The sequence below is a fragment of the uncultured Porphyromonas sp. genome (genome assembly GCF_947254915.1).
In the GTDB taxonomy this organism is placed as follows: domain Bacteria; phylum Bacteroidota; class Bacteroidia; order Bacteroidales; family Porphyromonadaceae; genus Porphyromonas.
In genome coordinates this window covers 1-18,293 of the sequence record NZ_CAMYEZ010000025.1, presented here as the reverse complement: position 1 = coordinate 18,293, position 18,293 = coordinate 1, and the positions used below count along the sequence as shown (strand labels likewise).

13 protein-coding genes are annotated in these 18,293 nt (G+C 51.9%); 5 read left to right on the top strand and 8 right to left on the bottom strand.

Annotated elements, in window-relative coordinates; all coding sequences use genetic code 11:
• Positions 1–629: 629 nt before the first annotated feature.
• From Q0X57_RS02925 to Q0X57_RS02915, 3 genes are all read right to left on the bottom strand, one after another.
• The gene (locus tag Q0X57_RS02925; RefSeq protein WP_297727375.1) at positions 630–1,469 is read right to left on the bottom strand and encodes an Omp28 family outer membrane lipoprotein; all 840 of its coding nucleotides are present in this window, start codon (positions 1,467–1,469) and stop codon (positions 630–632) included.
• A 43-nt stretch (positions 1,470–1,512) separates the two neighbouring features.
• Positions 1,513–3,246, bottom strand: a complete 1,734-nt coding sequence (locus Q0X57_RS02920; protein WP_297727372.1) for a DUF6029 family protein — start codon at positions 3,244–3,246, stop codon at positions 1,513–1,515.
• Positions 3,247–3,363: 117 nt separating this feature from the next.
• Positions 3,364–3,858, bottom strand: a complete 495-nt coding sequence (locus tag Q0X57_RS02915; protein ID WP_297727368.1) for a TlpA disulfide reductase family protein — start codon at positions 3,856–3,858, stop codon at positions 3,364–3,366.
• Positions 3,859–4,358: 500 nt separating this feature from the next.
• Between Q0X57_RS02915 and recR the strand changes: the two genes are divergently transcribed.
• The 3 genes from recR to Q0X57_RS02900 are packed head-to-tail and all read left to right on the top strand — an operon-like array spanning position 4,359 to position 8,405.
• The gene (gene recR, locus Q0X57_RS02910) at positions 4,359–4,976 is read left to right on the top strand and encodes a recombination mediator RecR (RefSeq protein ID WP_297727365.1); all 618 of its coding nucleotides are present in this window, start codon (positions 4,359–4,361) and stop codon (positions 4,974–4,976) included.
• A 7-nt stretch (positions 4,977–4,983) separates the two neighbouring features.
• On the top strand, positions 4,984–7,023 hold the full coding sequence (gene ligA / locus Q0X57_RS02905; protein ID WP_297727362.1) for an NAD-dependent DNA ligase LigA: 2,040 nt from the start codon (positions 4,984–4,986) through the stop codon (positions 7,021–7,023).
• Positions 7,024–7,046: 23 nt separating this feature from the next.
• Positions 7,047–8,405 carry an MATE family efflux transporter gene (locus Q0X57_RS02900; RefSeq protein WP_297727359.1) on the top strand — a complete coding sequence of 453 codons (1,359 nt, stop codon included), beginning with the start codon at positions 7,047–7,049 and terminating at the stop codon, positions 8,403–8,405.
• 104 nt (positions 8,406–8,509) lie between these two features.
• On the opposite strand, the gene Q0X57_RS02895 is transcribed toward Q0X57_RS02900, so the two are convergent.
• The 5 genes from Q0X57_RS02895 to Q0X57_RS02875 all read right to left on the bottom strand — a co-directional run bounded on the left by Q0X57_RS02895 (position 8,510) and on the right by Q0X57_RS02875 (position 14,275).
• On the bottom strand, positions 8,510–8,782 hold the full coding sequence (locus Q0X57_RS02895) for an HU family DNA-binding protein (RefSeq protein WP_297727356.1): 273 nt from the start codon (positions 8,780–8,782) through the stop codon (positions 8,510–8,512).
• A gap of 522 nt (positions 8,783–9,304) precedes the next feature.
• Complete coding sequence (locus Q0X57_RS02890; protein WP_297727353.1) at positions 9,305–10,090, bottom strand: urea transporter; 786 nt, start codon at positions 10,088–10,090, stop codon at positions 9,305–9,307.
• A 120-nt stretch (positions 10,091–10,210) separates the two neighbouring features.
• Positions 10,211–11,458 (bottom strand): ABC transporter permease, encoded by a 1,248-nt coding sequence (locus Q0X57_RS02885; protein ID WP_297727350.1) that lies wholly within the window; start codon positions 11,456–11,458, stop codon positions 10,211–10,213.
• The gene (gene abc-f / locus Q0X57_RS02880; RefSeq protein ID WP_297727348.1) at positions 11,455–13,356 is read right to left on the bottom strand and encodes a ribosomal protection-like ABC-F family protein; all 1,902 of its coding nucleotides are present in this window, start codon (positions 13,354–13,356) and stop codon (positions 11,455–11,457) included. The genes Q0X57_RS02885 and abc-f overlap by 4 nt, the downstream gene beginning before the upstream one ends.
• Positions 13,340–14,275, bottom strand: a complete 936-nt coding sequence (locus Q0X57_RS02875; protein ID WP_297727345.1) for a transglycosylase SLT domain-containing protein — start codon at positions 14,273–14,275, stop codon at positions 13,340–13,342. The genes abc-f and Q0X57_RS02875 overlap by 17 nt, the downstream gene beginning before the upstream one ends.
• Positions 14,276–14,868: 593 nt before the next feature.
• On the opposite strand from Q0X57_RS02875, the gene Q0X57_RS02870 reads away from it, so the two are divergent.
• Complete coding sequence (locus Q0X57_RS02870; RefSeq protein WP_297727342.1) at positions 14,869–15,159, top strand: hypothetical protein; 291 nt, start codon at positions 14,869–14,871, stop codon at positions 15,157–15,159.
• Positions 15,156–18,080: a hypothetical protein gene (locus Q0X57_RS02865; protein WP_297727339.1), complete on the top strand. Its 2,925-nt coding sequence runs from the start codon at positions 15,156–15,158 to the stop codon at positions 18,078–18,080. Before Q0X57_RS02870 ends, Q0X57_RS02865 begins: the two co-directional genes overlap by 4 nt.
• The last annotated feature ends 213 nt before the right edge of the window (positions 18,081–18,293 follow it).

Here is an 18,293-nt window from a genome sequence, read left to right as displayed (position 1 = left end):
GGAGCAGGCTGTAGAGGAATAATAGATTTCGTTTCATAAAAGTCTTGTTAGTTTGGTTGTCTCGTTGCACAAACGTGTGCAAGCTCGCAAAGGTAATAAGTTTCTGAAAAATATCCGCCCTCTCTAGGCGATTAATTCAGGGGCTGACGCGCTATGCCTCTGTACTCTAGGCACTAAGCCTGATGACAACTGAGGTGTGTCTTGCTCCGTAGCGCTATAGACTCACGCTATAGCTACTCGTACATCTCTGCCGATGTCAATTTCTCCCGAGGAATTTCCCAATAGCTCACGAGAAAACGAAAATTCCCCACGGAGGGGCGAAATAAAACTTCGGAAGAATGAAATGAAACTTCGGAAGAATGAAATCAAAGTTCCGAAGAATTTGTTCGTATCTCGCTGGATAATACAAAATCACTACGGAGGAATCCTTAATTTCCTCCGTAGTGACTTTTGAAGAGCTTACTTTTATAGTGTGTCAGCTCAGCACTTCCTCGTAGATTTAATGATCAAATGCGACCGCACGGCTTAGCCTAAGCTTTACGACAAGACGTGTTTCGGTGCGTTGAGCATCAATATGTGCAACATCCATATGGCCTTTTGGTAAAAAGCGCCATACCGATGAACTCGGCTTACAGTGATTTTAGAGGCTTCTTGGTGACCTCGTACACCTCGCCTGTCTTGTGGTCGTAGAGGATAGCTACGACGGAGCAGTGGTCGGGCACGATGATCTCGCGCTTGATGGTGCTGGTCTTGTCGTAGCTCTCGCCGATCTGGTAAGCCTCTCCATCGATGCCGTTGAGCGTCTGACGGAAGATGTGATTGTGCTGGTAGTTAGCGTCAGCTTCGGCCTTTCCCTTGAGGTGCTGAGGAGCTATGATATTGTCCTCGATGAGCCAGAGCTGTAGGTATAGCTCGGGCGCTGTCCCTTGGGGCGCTGACTCTAGAGCCGTTGCGGTGCAGCGGGTCGTCACCTTGCGATCGCTCTCAGAGACCTGCAGGTCGATCTTGTAGAGCTGCGGGAGCTTCCGGCAGGACTGCATCTCGGCAGGCCACAGGGTAAAGCTGTCGCTAAAGGGCTTGTCGCCGTTGCTGGCAACCGGACGACGGTTGAAGGTAGCGATGGGTAGGGAGTTTACCCCCTTAAGTCGCTCTATGTAGGTGGCTGCCTCGGGACTATATAGTTCTTTGGGGTCTTCCATTGGCTTAGTGCCAGAACCAATATTGCGCCCGTGTAGTGCTACGATGACGACTTTGTCACCATGAGTCTCAGCAGCTTGGGTGATCTTCTGGGCAGCTTCTGGGCAGTTGATACAGCCCACACCGCTGTAGTCCTCGATGAGTACGGATCGACCGCTGGTGGTCTCGATCTCATTGGGGATAAGTCGCTCGCTCTCAGGCATAGGCTTGCAAGAGACCATAAGGAGCAGGGCTAGAGCAGAGAGGATGGTATAGCGTGTAGATAGTTTCATCTTGATGTTATAGTCAAATGCGTGAATGTAAGGTATTGGTGCGCTAGAAGGATCCGTTGTAGCTTAGGTATATACCCTTCGTCTCTGGCATATAGCGACAGACACCTCCCGAGCAATTAACCCCAGCGCGTGTACGTCCGTATCCGAGCTGTAGACGATGATTGCCCTTGGCGTAGGTAAGTGAGCCCATATAGTAGTGCTCCTTGGTGGCATCTATATTGTACTGATCAGAGAGGGTGAGCATCCAGTGCGGTGCTACGGATAGCTCGGCTAGCCCAAAGAGCCAGCTCCCCTCAGCTTGACGACTATTTAGATATTGTAGCTCGGTGCGTAGTGTGTAGCGTGGAGATAGTCTGAACTTGCCGTCGAGGACGAAGATGTTGCTATAGACGAGCGGGCTATTGATTGCGTGTCCCTCGACCACCTGCTGGTTGTAGATCTGATGATAGTACTCGAAGGTCAGAGAGACCGTGCGAGAGACCTTCTTGCTTAGCTCGAAGTTGAAGTCGGAGTAGTAGAGCTCTCCCATCCCAAAGAAGGGGTGCTGGTAGCCGTCTGTGCCGTAAAGCTTGCTCTCCTCGGTACCTAGCGGTAGCCGCTCGGTAGCAACGCTCTTGAGTCCTCGGATATGTGCATAGTTGATGCGCAAACTCGTGCCGTACTTGCCACCTAGTAGAGTACCTCTCGGTATGGTGTAGCGCACATCTCCCTGGAGTGCCCACTCGCCCTCGGGCTGTGTAGCGTAGGGGTAGAGCGCTGCGAGGGTATAGGTGTGATTAGCGGTAAAAGCTGGCAGGTGATTGATATGAAGTGGCGTACCGACGGACGAGCGTGCGGAGAGGAAGTTGAAGTTCTCGCTACGCTTCGCTTGTAGTAGTAGACTCAGTCCACGCTGTGAGTAGGAGGTTGAGAGCATCGCTACCGAGCCTGGTGCGTAGATGTAGTGGTTGCTCGCTGTGGGGTCGCTACTCTTGTAGGCGTACTCTCCATTGAGCACCCAGCCTCCGAGTGTAAACTTAGCGCGTCCTCCGAAGGCGTGCACCTGATGGGGCAGGTTGAGTCGCATCGCCCCAGTCATACCTGCGGGAGTCTCTACGGGGATGACCTCATCGCCCTCTACCTTGTTGACATAAGAGCCCCCCAGCGTGAGAGTCATCTGGTGGTCTCTCATCGCTGGTGCCCACTGATGGATTGCTAGCTCTCCATCGCCCCCCGATATGAAGCCTCGCTCCTTGCGGAAGAGACGGAAGGAGCGGTCGAAGTAGTTGCGTTGCTGTCCCGTGAAGCCTTTGAGTCGTACTCCATCGTAGGGTGTGAGGGCTACGTGCACTCCTCGCACGGCATTGTCAATGCCGAGTGTGCGCTCCTCATAGCTACGGAAGAGGATTCCAGAGCCAAACTGATCATAGAAGTCTCCTAGCGTCACCTCGCCATACTGGCCGATGAATCCCTTGAGGTGTAGGTGTGGTATACCTCGTCCCTGCTCGGGTTCGTGACCAGGCATCGGGCGTAGTAAGTCTTCGTAGCGTAGTCCCAGTTCGAGGTAGTTATTGCGTATGGTGCCAGTGATGTAGCTATTGCCCATCCACGACTTGTAGCTATCCGTTTTGCTCTTATCTAGCGAAAGGAGCATGTCGCTCTGTATACTAAAGGAGGGGGAGAACTTATTCCAAGTCTTCCACTCGCTATCACTTTGAGCCGTGAGCTCCGATAGTCCAGCGATACTAATATAGGTTAGAAAGCAGAGGAGTCGTACTAGGCGTAGCGTCTGTCTCATATAGTCAGTGTCTAAGAGAAGGTTAAATAGGAGATTCGTAGATTATCTCAGAGGAGAGCGTCTAGCACACCGCATTGGGGCTAGAGCGCTCCTCTTTTAGATATTAGCAGGTTGTAGCTACTCAGCGGAGGCTTGTAGCAGTTCACGCACCTTTGCAATGAGTTCTTGCTCACCGCCCTCGGTGTATCCGCTATGAGAGAATGCGATGCGCCCCTTGCCATCGATGACGAAGACGTGAGGTACCATATTGACATTCATAGCTCGCTTGAAGTCTCCATTGGGGTCTAGGAGCACCTCGTAGTCAAAGCCTAGAGCATCTACTAGAGGCTTGACACGGTCGGCGTTTTGCCCCTCATCGATAGAGACAGCGATGAGCTTGACGCCTGTCTCCTCCTGCCAGTCTACATACTCCTCGTGTATCGCCTTGAGCTCACGCAGACAAGGCTTGCACCAGGTAGCGAAGAATGAGATGATAAAGGGCTTGCCCTCGTTGCTGAGCTCGCTCGTGTTGACTACATTGTTCTGTAGATCCTTGAGCTCAACCTGTGGGAGCTGAGCCTGAGCTATGGTAACCACGACGAGAGATAGTAAGATGGTTAGAATGTGCTTCATATCTGTATTTGTTAATTGTGAGCGTAGATTACTTAATCGTTATGGCAAGCTTGACCGTCCAGGAGAGAGGTCATGAGTGCTTTGATCTCTATTGAACCCAAAGGTAAGGAATCTATCGGAAATAAGAGGCAACTCTATACTTGGTGGTGTGAACCTGCGATAAGGTTAAGTAGCAATCGGTCTATGTATGTGACCGAACAAATCAACCTCCACCGAGGAAATCTGAGATAGCTCACGAGGAAATGAAAATCCTCCACGGAGGGGCGAAATAAAACTTCGGAAGAATGAAATGAAACTTCGGAGGAATGAAATGAAAGTTCGGAAGAATTTGTTCGTTGCTCGCTGGATATTCTGAAATCCCCACCGATATATTTCGGATTTCCTTAGGGGGGAGGAGTGGTTGTTAACCGTTGGCTAGGGTCACTAGTGCTACTAGTACTCCTAGTACCACTAGAGGAGTCTCCTCACTAATTGCTATCTTTGTGGCGACCTAATAGACTATGAATGATCAGTACCCCTCTCAATGGCTCGAGCGTGCTGTAGATCAGCTCTCCCTCCTCCCTGGCATAGGACGCAAGACGGCTATGCGTATGGCGCTACACCTGCTTCGTCAGCCTCCCTCCTATGCGCAGCATTTGGGGGAAGCGATTATAGACCTTCGCCAGAAGATCTGCTACTGCGAGCGGTGCCACTGTATCAGCGATAGCCCGCTCTGCGACATTTGCTCTGATCCACAGCGTGATCAGAGCACCGTCTGCGTCGTTGAGCAGGTGAAGGACGTGCTGACCATCGAGCAGACGCACCGCTACAAAGGCCTTTACCATGTATTGGGCGGGATCATCTCTCCGATAGATGGCATCACGCCAAACGACCTGGAGATCGAGTCGCTCTACGAGCGTGTCCAGGAGGAGCCTGTCCGTGAGGTGATCCTCGCCATACGCTCGACCCTAGAGGGCGACACGACCAACTACTATATATATAAGCGTCTAGAGTCTACGGGTGTGCTGGTCTCGCTCATCGCACGGGGTATCTCTATCGGAGATGAGATTGAGTATGCCGACGAGGTGACACTCGGGAGCGCCATTGCGAATCGTACCCCCTTTGACCAAGTAAAGTAAACCCCTTATGACACTCAATAGTACAGAGCTAGAGATTGAGCAGTTGCGCAAAACCATTGAGCAGCACAACTGCGCTTACTACCTAGACAACGCTCCGACCATTAGCGATGCGGACTACGATGCGCTGATGCAGCGACTCCTGACGTTGGAGGCAGAGCACCCAGAGTTTGCAGACCCCACTTCGCCATCGCTCCGTGTGGGGCGGGATCGAAACGATGCTTTCGTCCAGGTGGCGCACGAGCGCCCGATGCTTTCGCTCTCAAATACGTACAACTACGATGAGATCGCTGAGATCTGCAAGCGTACCGACACGCTCCTAGCTACGGACGATGTGCCGTGGGTGGCGGAGATGAAGTACGACGGCTCCTCCATATCGCTCATCTACGAGGAGGGCGTGCTGGTGCGTGCCGTGACGCGTGGCGACGGAACGCTCGGCGATGATGTGACGGTCAATGTGCGGACGATCCAGTCGGTGCCACTCCGTCTGCGCTCTATTGCGGGGCATCCAGACTATACGAGGGGGCGCATTGAGGTGCGGGGCGAAGTGCTACTTCCCTTCAAGGAGTTCGAGAGGCTCAATGGGGAGCGCGCGGCTGAGGGTGAAGCGCCTTTTGCCAATCCTCGCAATGCGGCTGCTGGTACGCTCAAGACGCTGAACAGTCGCATCGTGGCGCAGCGCCGTCTGCTCTGCATCTGCTACTATCTCTATGCGCTAGACGATGATACTCGTCTGCCAGACAGTTACTATGAGCGGATGAAGTTGCTCGGGAAGATGGGCTTTGACACAGGCGTTGCGCCGTTTAAGAGTAGCGACCTGTCGGCGCTATACCATTATATAGATGAGTGGGACGTGCAGCGGGGTGACCTACCCTACGCCACGGACGGTATCGTCCTCAAGGTGGATAGTCTCACACAGCAACGCACGCTCGGCAATACGGCGAAGTCGCCACGCTGGGCTTTTGCCTACAAGTATCAGCCAGAGAATGCGCGCGCAGAGCTTCTCTCGGTGGACTATCAGGTGGGTCGCTCGGGCATTGTCACGCCAGTGGCCAATGTGGAGCCAGTCCTTATCTCGGGGACGGTGGTGCGTCGCGCCACGCTACACAACGAGGAGTTCATCAAGAGCCTCGACTTGCACTACCACGACTACGTATATATAGAGAAGGGCGGCGAGATCATCCCCAAGATCACCGCCGTGGAGCCAAGTCTCAGACGACCCGAGGCGGAGCCTGTACGACTGCCTGAGCGCTGTCCCGCTTGTGGTGCGCCACTCCAGCAGATCGATGGCTCGGTGGGCTACTACTGCGTCAATAGCTACGCCTGCCCGCCACAGATCATGGGTCGTATCGAGCACTACTGCACACGACGAGCTGCCGACATTAACGTGGGCCCTGAGACGATTGATGCGCTCTTTGACAGACATCTTATCGAAAACATCGACGACCTCTACAAGCTCACCGCTAGCGATCTGGCGCAACTGCCAAACTTTAAGGAGAAGTCAATCAACAATCTCCTCGCCAGCATTGAGCAGTCGAAGGGTCGCCCCTTTGCTCGTCTGCTCTACGGCATCGGCATCCGCTTCGTCGGCGAAGGCACGGCGAAGACACTGGCACGACACTTCCAGAGCATTGACCGACTAGCCCAGGCGACTGCCTACGAGCTACAGGCGCTTCCCGACGTGGGTCCGAAGATAGCCGAGCAGGTCGTTTACTTCTTCTCTCTGGAACGCAACCAGCAGTTGATCGCAGAGCTACAGCGCTGTGGCGTCCGACTCGAAGAGTGCGCCGAGGAGGCGACCGACATGCCCCAGTCCAACCGTCTGGAGGGCGAGCGGATCGTTATCTCAGGCAGCTTCACCCAGCACAGCCGTGACGAATACAAGCAGCTCATCGAGCAGCACGGCGGGACCAACGTGGGGAGCATCTCGAGCCGTACGACCTTCGTCCTGATGGGTAGCGACATGGGACCCTCTAAGCGCGCCAAAGCGGAGCAACTCGGCATCCCGCTCGTCACGGAGGAGGAGTTTCTCGCACGTCTCAACGCTTAATCTTCCGGTGCGATTTGAGTAATATGAGTTGGAGTACGTACTATCGGAACTGTCAGGAGCACTTTCGCCCGCTGTTGCGTCTAGGGCTGCCCGTGATCATCGGGCAGGTGGGACTGATCCTCGTGGGCTTTGCCGACAATGTGATGGTGAGCCATCATAGTCTGTCGGAGCTGGCGGCGGCTTCCTTCGTCAATAATTTCCTCAATCTGGTCATCATCTTCGGCATGGGCTTCTCCTACGGGCTGACCCCACTGGTGGCAACGAATAAGGAGTGGGGACGCTCGGATCAGGTGTCGCACTACTTGGGGCATAGCTTCCTGCTCAACCTGCTGATCTCCCTGCTGATCGGCGGAGGGCTTTTCCTCCTTGAGGGAAGTCTAGGCGCCTTTAACCTATCGGAGGAGCTACGCCCTATCGCCCTGCCCTACTACCGTATCCAGATCTTGGGCTTTATGGTGGTGATGCTCTTCAACACCTTCAAGCAGTACACCGAGGGGATGGGTGACACGCAGATCCCCATGTATATAACGCTGGCGGGCAATGTACTAAACATCGGGCTCAACTACCTCCTGATCTATGGCAAAGGGGGCTTCCCCGAGTGGGGCTTGTACGGAGCTGGTCTCTCAACGCTAGTAAGTCGTGTGGTGATGCTCATAGCGATCGTAGCTGTGACCGCCTTGTTGCCACGCTATCGTAAGATATTGGAGCGGGTTAAAGGTCTGCACTGGTCGTGGCGTGAGGGGCTGATGCCACTGTTGCGACTCGGTACGCCAGTGGCACTACAAATGGGTATGGAGGCTGCTTCCTTCTCCGTGGCAGTCATCTTGGTCGCTCGCATTAGCACATCAGCCTTGGCGGCGCATCAGATCATTGCGACGATTAGCACGCTAGGCTTCATGGTTTACTACGGCATCGGGGCTGCCACGGCAATCCGTAGTAGCACGCTCTTAGCGCAGGGGGAGCGACGAGAGACACGATACGTAGCCAGTGCGGGTGTCTACCTCTGTCTCTTTGTGGCGGCGGTGATGATGCCCCTCTTGGTCCTGTGCCGTGAGCCCGTGGTGCGCCTCTTCAATGCAGATCTTTCGGTCGCTGAGGCTACTTATCTAGCGCTCATCCCGCTTTGTCTCTACCAGATAGGCGATGCGCTACAGATCGTCTATGCCAATGCCCTGAGGGGGATCAGCCGTGTGGCGGTGCTAGCGCCAGCAGCTGCGCTGTGCCACCTGATTGTAGCGCCCACGATGGCGTGGCTCTTTGGCTTTGGCGTCGGACTGGAGGGCAATGGACCACAACTGATGGGTGTATGGTTTGCCTTCCCCGTTAGTCTGACGCTCTTGGGGCTCATCCTGCGGTACTCTTTCCGCCGAGCAACCAAGTAGCAAAAAGAAAGGAGTAGACCCCACAGAGTCTGCTCCTCTCTTTTTGTATCAATGCACCAAGAGGTTATAGTACTCTTAGGGGCATCTATGTGAGTAGCTGGTGCTTACTTCTTGTTGATGTCTAGAGCCGTGCTTGGCTTAAACTTGATAGACTTGCTAGCCTTGATCTGGATAGCCTTGCGCGTGCGTGGGTTGATACCCTTGCGAGCAGCACGCTCAGAGACGTAGAATGAGCCGAAGCCTACGAGTGAAAGACGCTCACCCTTCTTCATCTCCTCATGGATAGTCTCTACGATAGCCTCATAGACAGCCTTTGTGTCCTTCTGAGATAGCTCAGCCTTCTCGGCTACAGCCTTGATGAAATCTGTCTTATTCATATATAAACTTGTTTATGATTAGTGATAAAATTCTCTTGTCCGTGAGTTCTCGCGAATGGCTTAAACCGCTTGTAGAGCAAGGCTCTAGAGTCGTTCAACCCTATTCACGCCTCAAAGATAGTGTTTTTTTTATTGCCTGCAACTGTTTTCAGTAAAAATCACCCAAGAATCTCACTTTGAGTGCTATTTTCAAGCAAAAAACAGCGTTCTCAATGTCGTAAAAGCCTCTTTATCTGCGATACCCTCTAGTTAAGAGATGATGTGTCGGGGGAGGTGCACGCACCCCTTGATGTCACTATCGGGGGAGTCGTACATTTCCTCCGTGGATATTTTGGAATATCCAGCGAGGTAGGAAGAAATTCTTCCGAACTTTCATTTCTTTCTTCCGAAGTTTCATTCCATTCTTCCGAAGTTTCATTTCGCCCCTCGGTGGAGAATTTTCGTTCTCTCCGTGGATAATCAAAAATCTCTACCGAGGAATCTTTCGATTTCCTTGATAGTGCAGTTATCTTGCGTAATGCATCAGCCCTGCCATCGCTGAGCTTGCGCCACGCCCCATACGGATAGGACGAAAGGTGCCGTCAGCGGGATCAGACCGGCGTACAGAGCGAGTAATTCGAGGAGCACCGAGAGCACCACTGACAGGAGTGCGTAGAGCAAGCGACGCTCGCCTCTCCCTGCCCAGTAGATGGCACAGAGCACAGCGTTGTAGCCTAGCAAGCCTTCACGCCACACGGTCTCAGGGACAAAGGGAATAACCAGCATCGGAACGAGCGCTCCCAGCAAGGTGTAGAGCGCTTTGCGACGTGACTCCCAAGCGATCGCTAGAAAGAAGAGGACGCCCGTCAAGACATTCGCCTGAAACATTACCTGCCCGACACTATCCCCGAGCGCTACGCCAAGCATTCTCCACAGTGGCAGTCCCTCCTCCAGCTGAGTGGCTGAGTCAAGCAGACCCACCTCTTGCGGAGCTAGCAGGCTCACGAGTAGCAACGCCCACACCGCGATGATAAAGGGGGCTGTCAGCCCTGGCAACTGAGCATGTCGGCGGAAGGCTCGCGCCACCCATGTGGAGAACGCTGCCCCAATCACTAGAAGGAGTATCGACAGCCAACTGATCTCCCAGTAGACCCCGATGGCTATACCGACCAAGGTACCGTTGAAGCCGTAGAGTCCATCGGCTATCTCCGACTTCGTGTCTTGCCAGAGCGAGGCGACCGCCCTAGAGACCAGACAGCCCAAGAGGGCTAAGAGCGCTAGCTGCCAAGAGTTGCAGAAAAGCCCCGCAAGGATCAATACTCCCGACAAAGGGCTTTGCAAAAGGAACACTTGACTGAAGCCCAGCAAGAGAGTTTTTATCTCTTGATAGAATGTCTGTATGTAGCTTCCTCTTTGAGGTGCGGTAGATCCTTGGGTCATAGCTAATATTTATTCGAAGCGAAGAGCCGTCGTCGGCGAGATCCGCTGGATGATACGTGCTGGAAGGAGTAGGAGGATGAGGCAGAGCAGGAGCGTCGCCACATTGACCACGATCCACGCCATAGGGCGGATGCGCATGGCGACGTGCGAGATATAGTAGATGTTCGGGTCGAGCGTGAGCCACTGCCACTGGTGCTGGCTCCAGATGATGATGCCCGCCAGTAGATTGCCCCAAAGCATCCCCCAGGCGATGATGCGCAGAGCGATCGCCAGACTCATCGTCGTGAGCGAGCGGTAGGTCATGCCGAGCGCCTTGAGCAAGCCGATGGTCTGCGTCAAGTCTAGGATAATGATCAGGAGCGCATTGATCATCGTAAAGGCCGCTACGAGTGCCATCAGCACCAGTAATATCTGTACATTCGGTCGTAGCGAGTCGATCCACTGATAGACCCCGCCATTGATCTGAGTGCCAGTGTAGATTCCTAAGGTCTCATGCGTGACACCTGGCTCCGAGAGCGACTGAATTAGCTTATCTGAGAGCGAGGTCTCCATATCTAGGAGCGAGCGGTCCGTGTTCTTCGCAAGGATCTCAATGCGTGTGTACTGATTTGGCTGCCAGCCCCCCACACGTCCTAGCAGGTCATTGGTCACATAGGCGAGAGGCTGTGCCGTATTGGTCAGCTCCAGTATCGCTATCAATGTAAAGGAGCGCACCGACACCCTATCTCCTAGAAAGTAAAGGACCACCTTGTCCCCGATCGTTAGTCCTAGCTTCTGCGCAGAGGCTTTAGGCAGGACGATCGGGTTAGCTCCCTCCGCTAGTGTCGTGTCGGACAAGTTCCCCGAGGCGCAGAGTGGCTCGAGGAATGTGAAGTCGTCTACTCCCGTGACGGCCACTCCCTGATAGGTGCTGTCGGTCTTGATCATGCCGACGGCTGTGCGGACGGGACGCACGGAGACTATCTCTGGCATCTCATTCATACGCTGCGTCATCTGAGGTGTCAGGGTGATCACATTGTCTAGGTCTATCGGTTGCTTGCCATACTCGCAGAGGATCACGTCGCCTGTCACGAGACGCACCGTGTCACGGACACTATACTGAAAGCCGTCCATGATCGCAATGCCGAGGAGCATGACCGCTAGGCTCAGAGCAATAGCGGGGATCGCAAAGCGCACCAAGGCGTAGACCTTGCTGTGACGACGGTTCTCTCGGCTGTACAGCTGGCGGGCCAGCCAGATGGGTAGTCTTAGTCTCATGCTTCCTCTTCGATAGCAGCTAGTTCAAACCAACGCTCAGACGCTTGCTCCATCTCTTGTTGCGCCTCAGCAATCTCCTCTCCCGCCTTGATCAACTCTTCATTGGAAAGGCTCCCCGAAGACATCCGTCGTTCTAGCTCCGCAATGCGTCCCTCGAGCTGCGGGATCTGTTGCTCCAGTTGCTGAAACTCTTGCTCCTCACGATAGCTGCGTCGCTTCTTACGGTTGCCTTGACGAGTCGCCTGACTAGCTGCGGGCGTCGCATCTTTGGTCTCCCGTGTCGTAGCCTGCTCAGTCGCTTGTTGCGCCTCCGCCTCCTGCTGTAGACGATATTGGGTAAAGTTGCCGGGGAAGTCTCGAATGTGCCCTCCCTTCTCGAAAACGAAAAGGTGCTCCACGAGCTTGTCCAGGAAGTAGCGATCGTGCGTGACAATAATAAGGACACCCTCGAAGGAGCTAAGGTAGCTCTCCAGCACGCCCAGCGTCGTAATGTCCAGATCATTCGTCGGCTCATCGAGTATGAGCAGGTTCGGGCTAGCCATCAGCACGGTGCAGAGATAGAGACGTCTGAGCTCACCGCCACTGAGTAGTGACACAGGCGTATAGATGCGATCACTGGTGAAGAGGAACCTTTGCAGTAGTTGTGTCGCTGAGACCGACTGCCCTGTCACAGGATCCGTAATGTGACTGGCTATGTCGGAGATAATGTCAATCACCCGCTTGTCGGGGGCGTAGCTCGGTAGCTTCTGCCCGAAGTAGCCAAACTGCACCGTCTCGCCGATAAGTACCGACCCGCTGTCTGGCTCTAGCTCGCCAATGATCATCTTCAGTAGGGTCGTCTTGCCACAACCGTTGGGACCGACGATGCCGACACGATCTCTGCGTGAGAAGATATAGTCCAAGTCTTGAACCAAAGGCTTCGACTCCTCAAAGCTCTTGGAGACACCCTCCAGCTCGATCACCTGCTTGCCTAGGCGAACGGACGAGTGAAGTGGCTCAATAGTCGTCTGCTCACGCAGTATCTGCCGCGCCTTGGATAGCTCAGACGAGAGCTCTGCAAAGTGCTCCTTGCGGGCTCGCTGCTTGCCTCCTCGTGCTTGTGGCGTAGCACGCATCCAAACCAGCTCCTGTCGATAGATATTAGCTAGTCGGTCACTCGTTTGCGCCATTTGCTCTAGACGCTCCTGACGCTTGGTAAGGAAGGTCTCATAGTTGCCTTCATAGCTGTAGAGCTGCTGCTGATCCATCTCCACGATACGGGTACAGATATGATCGAGGAAGTAGCGGTCGTGGGTCACCAATAAGAGAGTAAGCCGTGAGCGTGAGAGGTAACCCTCGAGCCACTCGATCACCTCTAGGTCCAAGTGGTTCGTCGGCTCATCGAGGATCAGAAGATCTGGCTGCTGGAGCAAGACCCCAGCGAGTGCTACCCGCTTGACCTCCCCACCTGAGAGGAGCTCCATAGGACGCTCCACATCGGTGATACGGAGCGCATGCAGTATAGCCGTCGCCTCCTGCTCATATTGCCACGCCGAGAGACGATCCATATCGGGTAGAAGTCGCTCCTGCGCCTCCGCATCGCCACGCTCCACAGCACTCTGCCAGGCACCCACGAGATGTGCCGTAGGATCATGTGGCGAAAAGACCGCATCAATCACCCGCACACCCTCTGCAAAGAGGTGCTGCTGAGCCAGGTAACCGATGCGCAGTCCATTGCGTCGCGTGATCGTCCCGCTGTCTGGCTCTAGCTCGCCCATGATGATACGCAGTAGCGAGGACTTGCCCGTCCCATTGACCCCAACAAGCCCCACCTTGTCACCCTCTAGGAGCGAGAGCGAAATGTCCGTCAAGAGGATCCTATTGCCGAAGCTTAGAGAGACATTATTTAGTTGTAGCATATTGCACTTTCGATTTATAGGATTGCGCCCGGCTGAAGACCTCCGTCACGTAGCGCACCGTGTGATCCCCGTTCGCACGACCATGCTGGACGAGTGGATCGTTGTAATACTTCGGTTCGCTCAGACGAGCCATAAAGATCTCCACAGAGTCATCCCAGCGATCAGGATCCAAGCCCGCATTCTCAGCCAGCCGACGCGCATCAAGGACATGCGCACTGCCCGAGTTATAAGAGGCAAGGGTAAACTTCATGCGTTGCTCCGAATCGGTGATATGAGCGAAGGAGCGACCGAAGTCTTGTAGCGCCATACAGGCTACACGGATAGAACTCTCGGCATGCTTGAGCTTCGCACGACTGTAGCCGTAGCGCCGCCCCGTAGCAGGCATAATACCCATCAGTCCCGTGGCACCACCCATACCGACAACCTCCGCACGAAACTTTGACTCTTGATACGCTATCGCAGCTAGGACAAGCCAATCCCAGCCATACTTATTGCCATACTTCCGAAAGAGGTGATCCCAGTCCGAGACAATGCCAGGTAGTCGCTCAGACTGGCTATAGTGCTCCTGTGCCTCACCGTGAGATACGGGCTCCTCCTCGTCGTCCTCTTCATCTAGGTCAGCCCAAGAGCAGAGCGGATCATATAGGAGCACATACTCAAGAAGATAGAGATCAGCATACTGCTCCAAGATCTGATACTCTTCACCCGCTCCCACATCAGCGATAGGCACATCACGCCACTCCGTCTGAGGGGAGACGTGCGTACGAGCAGGCTCAGCCTTTGGTGCTCGATAGACTACGACAAAGTAGTAGATGACACCCACAAGGACTGCGCCCCACAGCGACCACATAATGTAGCGTAGTAGCCTTCTCCAGCGAGTCGGATCACGACGTATCTCATCCATTTGAGAGCGATTCATATCGCTAAGGTACGAAATTAGAGATTAGAGGGAGACGTGTAACCCGTTGTAGGGACGCACGATCTGTGCGTCCGTCCTCGTTAAAGCCATGGTGCTGTAACCTTTGATACAACGGACGCCCTCCCACTAGACACTCCCGTGCGTCCCTACACAGGGTTACTCATCCGATGAGCCCGACACCTCACTCTCGAGGAAATAGAGAATCTCTTCGGAGGAATTTCGGATTCTCCACCGAGGAAACGAAAAATTCTTCGGAACTTTGATTTGCTTCTTCCGAAGTTTCATTTCATTCTTCCGAAGTTTTATTTCGCCCCTCCGTGGAGAGTTTTTATTTGCTCCGTGGATATTCCCGAATTCCTCGGTAGAGTTGGGAATCAACAGAGATGCAAGAGTAGCTATAGAGTGGCTCTATACCGCTTTATAGCGAGGATTTAGCGCTATATTCCTCGAACTCCCTCAAGGAAGAGCGGATTATAATGCGTCAGCCCTGCCTAGGACGATCGCTAATTAATTCTTTTTGTATCTTCGCTTATGGAAGGTATGCATGCGTATCTTATTGTATCAAGACATTCTATACACTAATACAAACCAATATGATCCAAACAATTACTCAATTACGCAAGGTCTGCATAGCTGGCTGTGCTATCGCACTCTGCTCGCTAGGCCTGCAGGCTCAGGATGCTGAGCTGGTCAAGCTATCACTCCGTCAGCCAGAGCCACAAGAACTCAGAGCTGATGATGCCTCCATAACAGGTGAGTCTAGCATTCCCGCTGGTCAAGATCAACTTAACGACAATTTCAAAAAGACAAAGGAGACTGCTACAATTGCAACAGTATCCTTTTTCACCCTCATAATATTAACCAAAAACAGCTTTATAAGATGAGACAATTTTACACGCTATCGCTTTTGATGGTCGCGCTCTTTTTGCCTACTAAAAGTTGGGCTCAAGAGATCGAAAGCAAGACTGGGAATGACAATTCCCCTGAGACCATTCAGATCACATTTTCGGGGGTAACTGACCAGGAGATCATGTGGCTTATGGAGACTGACGAACCATTTGAGATAGATTGGGGAGATGGTGTCTTCATACATCATGAGAAAGCAAGCTTCCCACAAGATAATGACTCTGAAGAGGTCTATATGGGCAAAGCCATAAAAGGCCAGTTTAAGGGAGGTACGATACGACTAAAGATGAACCCTAAGTCCATCAAAAAGTTCGCTTCGAGTTTCCAAGGGATTTCTTCTTTTGTCCCTATGGCGCCACTTGAAAATCTTTCTCTACTGATGCTCAATGCCGAACAGTTGAAATCGTTATCTTTGGACAAGATGCCTGCACTTAAGACGTTACAGTGTACGAAGAATAGAGCCTTGAAAGAGTTGGACCTGTCTTCCTTGTCTGAACTAGAGTATGCCTTTGTTCAGCAAAATGGACTGCAGACCTTGACACTTGGTAAGCACCCCAAGCTCAAAGAAATAATAGCGCGAAATAATAAGCTGGAGCATATAAATGTCAATGGATTACCCCTCTTGGAGCAACTGAGCCTCCATGCATGCCCAATCTCTACGCTGGACATTAGTAATAATCCTAATCTCAAGGTGTTGCGATTGACTGAATGTGCCTTTTCTTCAAAGGAGCTAGACAAAGTCTATAGAGCACTGCCTCAAGCTGACAAAGAGATTGCTAAGCAAAGTGGTAACTACTACAAGATATTCATAGATAAGAATCCTGGGGCCAAGGAGTCTCATACAAATCTGATTATCGATAAGGGGTGGACTCCCGATGTGATAGGGAGCACAGAAAATCCGACCTTTGAGGAGTGCATTACCCTGACATTATCTCCCGACCATCCTGAGACAATCAAACTCAAAGTTGTTGCTGACGGTGACTGGACTATCGAAGGAGTTAAGGAGTCTGCTGCCTCTACTAATCGCAAGACCGCCTACACACCCACAGGTCAGACGATTAAACTCACAGGCAACATTCGTGAGCTAGACTGTGCCTCAGCACACATTTCAGCTTTAGACCTGACCGCTAGCTCTAAGCTCCAAAAGCTAGACTGCTCGCTAAATGCTATTAATACACTTGATCTATCTACTCATAAGGAACTAGTACGACTAGATTGTAATAGCAATAACTTGACTACTCTATCCGTGGCTAATAACAAGAAACTGATCTATCTAGACTGTGGAAGAAACCAAATCCAATCAATGAATCTTTCCTGCAGTCTCTTAGAGGAGTTCAATTGTGGAGTCAATCAACTATCGGAACTAAATCTCGCAAGTTGTCCTGCGCTCAACATGGTCATGTGTCATCAAAACAAGATCCGTGGAGCAGGTATGAAGCGTCTCATTGAAAATCTCCCCAAGAGTGCTATGGATGGTGCCATCCTCGTCATTGTCAATACAAAAGCAGCTGACGAGCAAAACGTTTGCACAAAGAATGATGTCGCCCGTCTCAAGACAAAGCAGTGGGATGCTTATGACTGGAGTGATGGCAACTTTGAAAAATATGCTGGTAGTGATGATGACACCCCAACAGAGCAAGAGACCATTCGCCTCAAAACCTCCAAGAGCGTAGGAGATAAGATCTCGATGATAATTGATGGCAGTAGCGATATATCTTGTTCGGGGCTTAAGGAGCATCTTGTCGTGCAGAACAACAAGGTTACTGAATACACCATTACAAGCTCTGAGATAATTCTCTCTGGAAGTTCCATCACACTATTTTCGTGCACAAAGGGAGAGATTACAGAGGCTGATTTCACTCACGCACCCTCCCTCACATCTCTTAATATAAGTAGCAATGCCCTGACTTCACTTGACCTGTCTACTCTGAAGTCCTTACAGATGCTTCACTGTGGGATTAACAAATTGACGAAACTAGATCTCTCGGCTTTGGAGGAGTTACAGACTGTCAATTGTGTGCAAAATGCTCTTACCTCGCTAGATCTGTCTCATAATACCAAGTTAACCTTCGTCAACTGTGCCAGCAACAAGCTCACAGATCTACAAGTAGCTGGAGAGTCTCTCCAGACCCTCTCTTGCTATGGCAACCAAATTAAGACTCTAGATCTGACTGGGTGTCCTAACATTGTAAGAGTAGAGGGTTTTGAAAATGCCCTCACAAATCTCAATGTGTCTCAATGTCCAAACCTAGAACTACTTTACTGTGGTAGCAATAAGCTAACCTCCCTAGATCTTTCGCATAATACGAAGCTCAAAGAACTGGGCTGTGGAAGCAACTCTCTAGAGAATTTGGATGTGAGTCAACAAAAAGAACTCTCACTACTCTACGTAACCGACAATAAACTAAAGTCTCTAGTCCTTTCTCCAGAAGCTGTGCAGCTAGAGCGTATTGACTGCTATCACAATCAATTGAGTGGGGCGGCAATGGATCGCCTAGTAGCCACAATACCAAGTGTTCCTGCAAAGAACTTCGCAGAAATCTACCTCTACGATTCAACTTCTAGTACGGAAGGCAATAAGGCTACAGAGGATCAAGTACAAACCCTTCGGACAAAGGGTTGGAGTGTATACGACCAAAATGGAGAAGATCCACTTCCTCTAGCTAATGAAACCGTAACTAAGGAAGAGCTAGAGTATTCTGTCAACTTAATGGATGGTGAATTGACATTCATAGGCGCAAAAAGAGACTGTAAATACTACCTGTTTGATGTCCAAGGACAGCTACTAGCCACGACTACAACTGATAGTAATGGTTTTGGTACTCTTGACATTCCAAGCTCTCAACACTGTAGTTATATACTCTATGGTGGTGGGCAATCTCACAAACTATTCCTCTAAGTATTAAGATACTGACTAATAAAAGCTTGACATTGAGTTGAGCAAAGAGAACTGCCTCTGAACATTCTAAAAAGGGCGGTCTGAGTCTCAGACCGCCCTTTTTAGAATGCGACAATACGCAAAATCACTTTGCCATAAGACAAACGAAGCAACATCTATCCCAAGTTTCACGGGAGGGAATATGTAATGGTTGCTGGATGCGGACTGTGACGT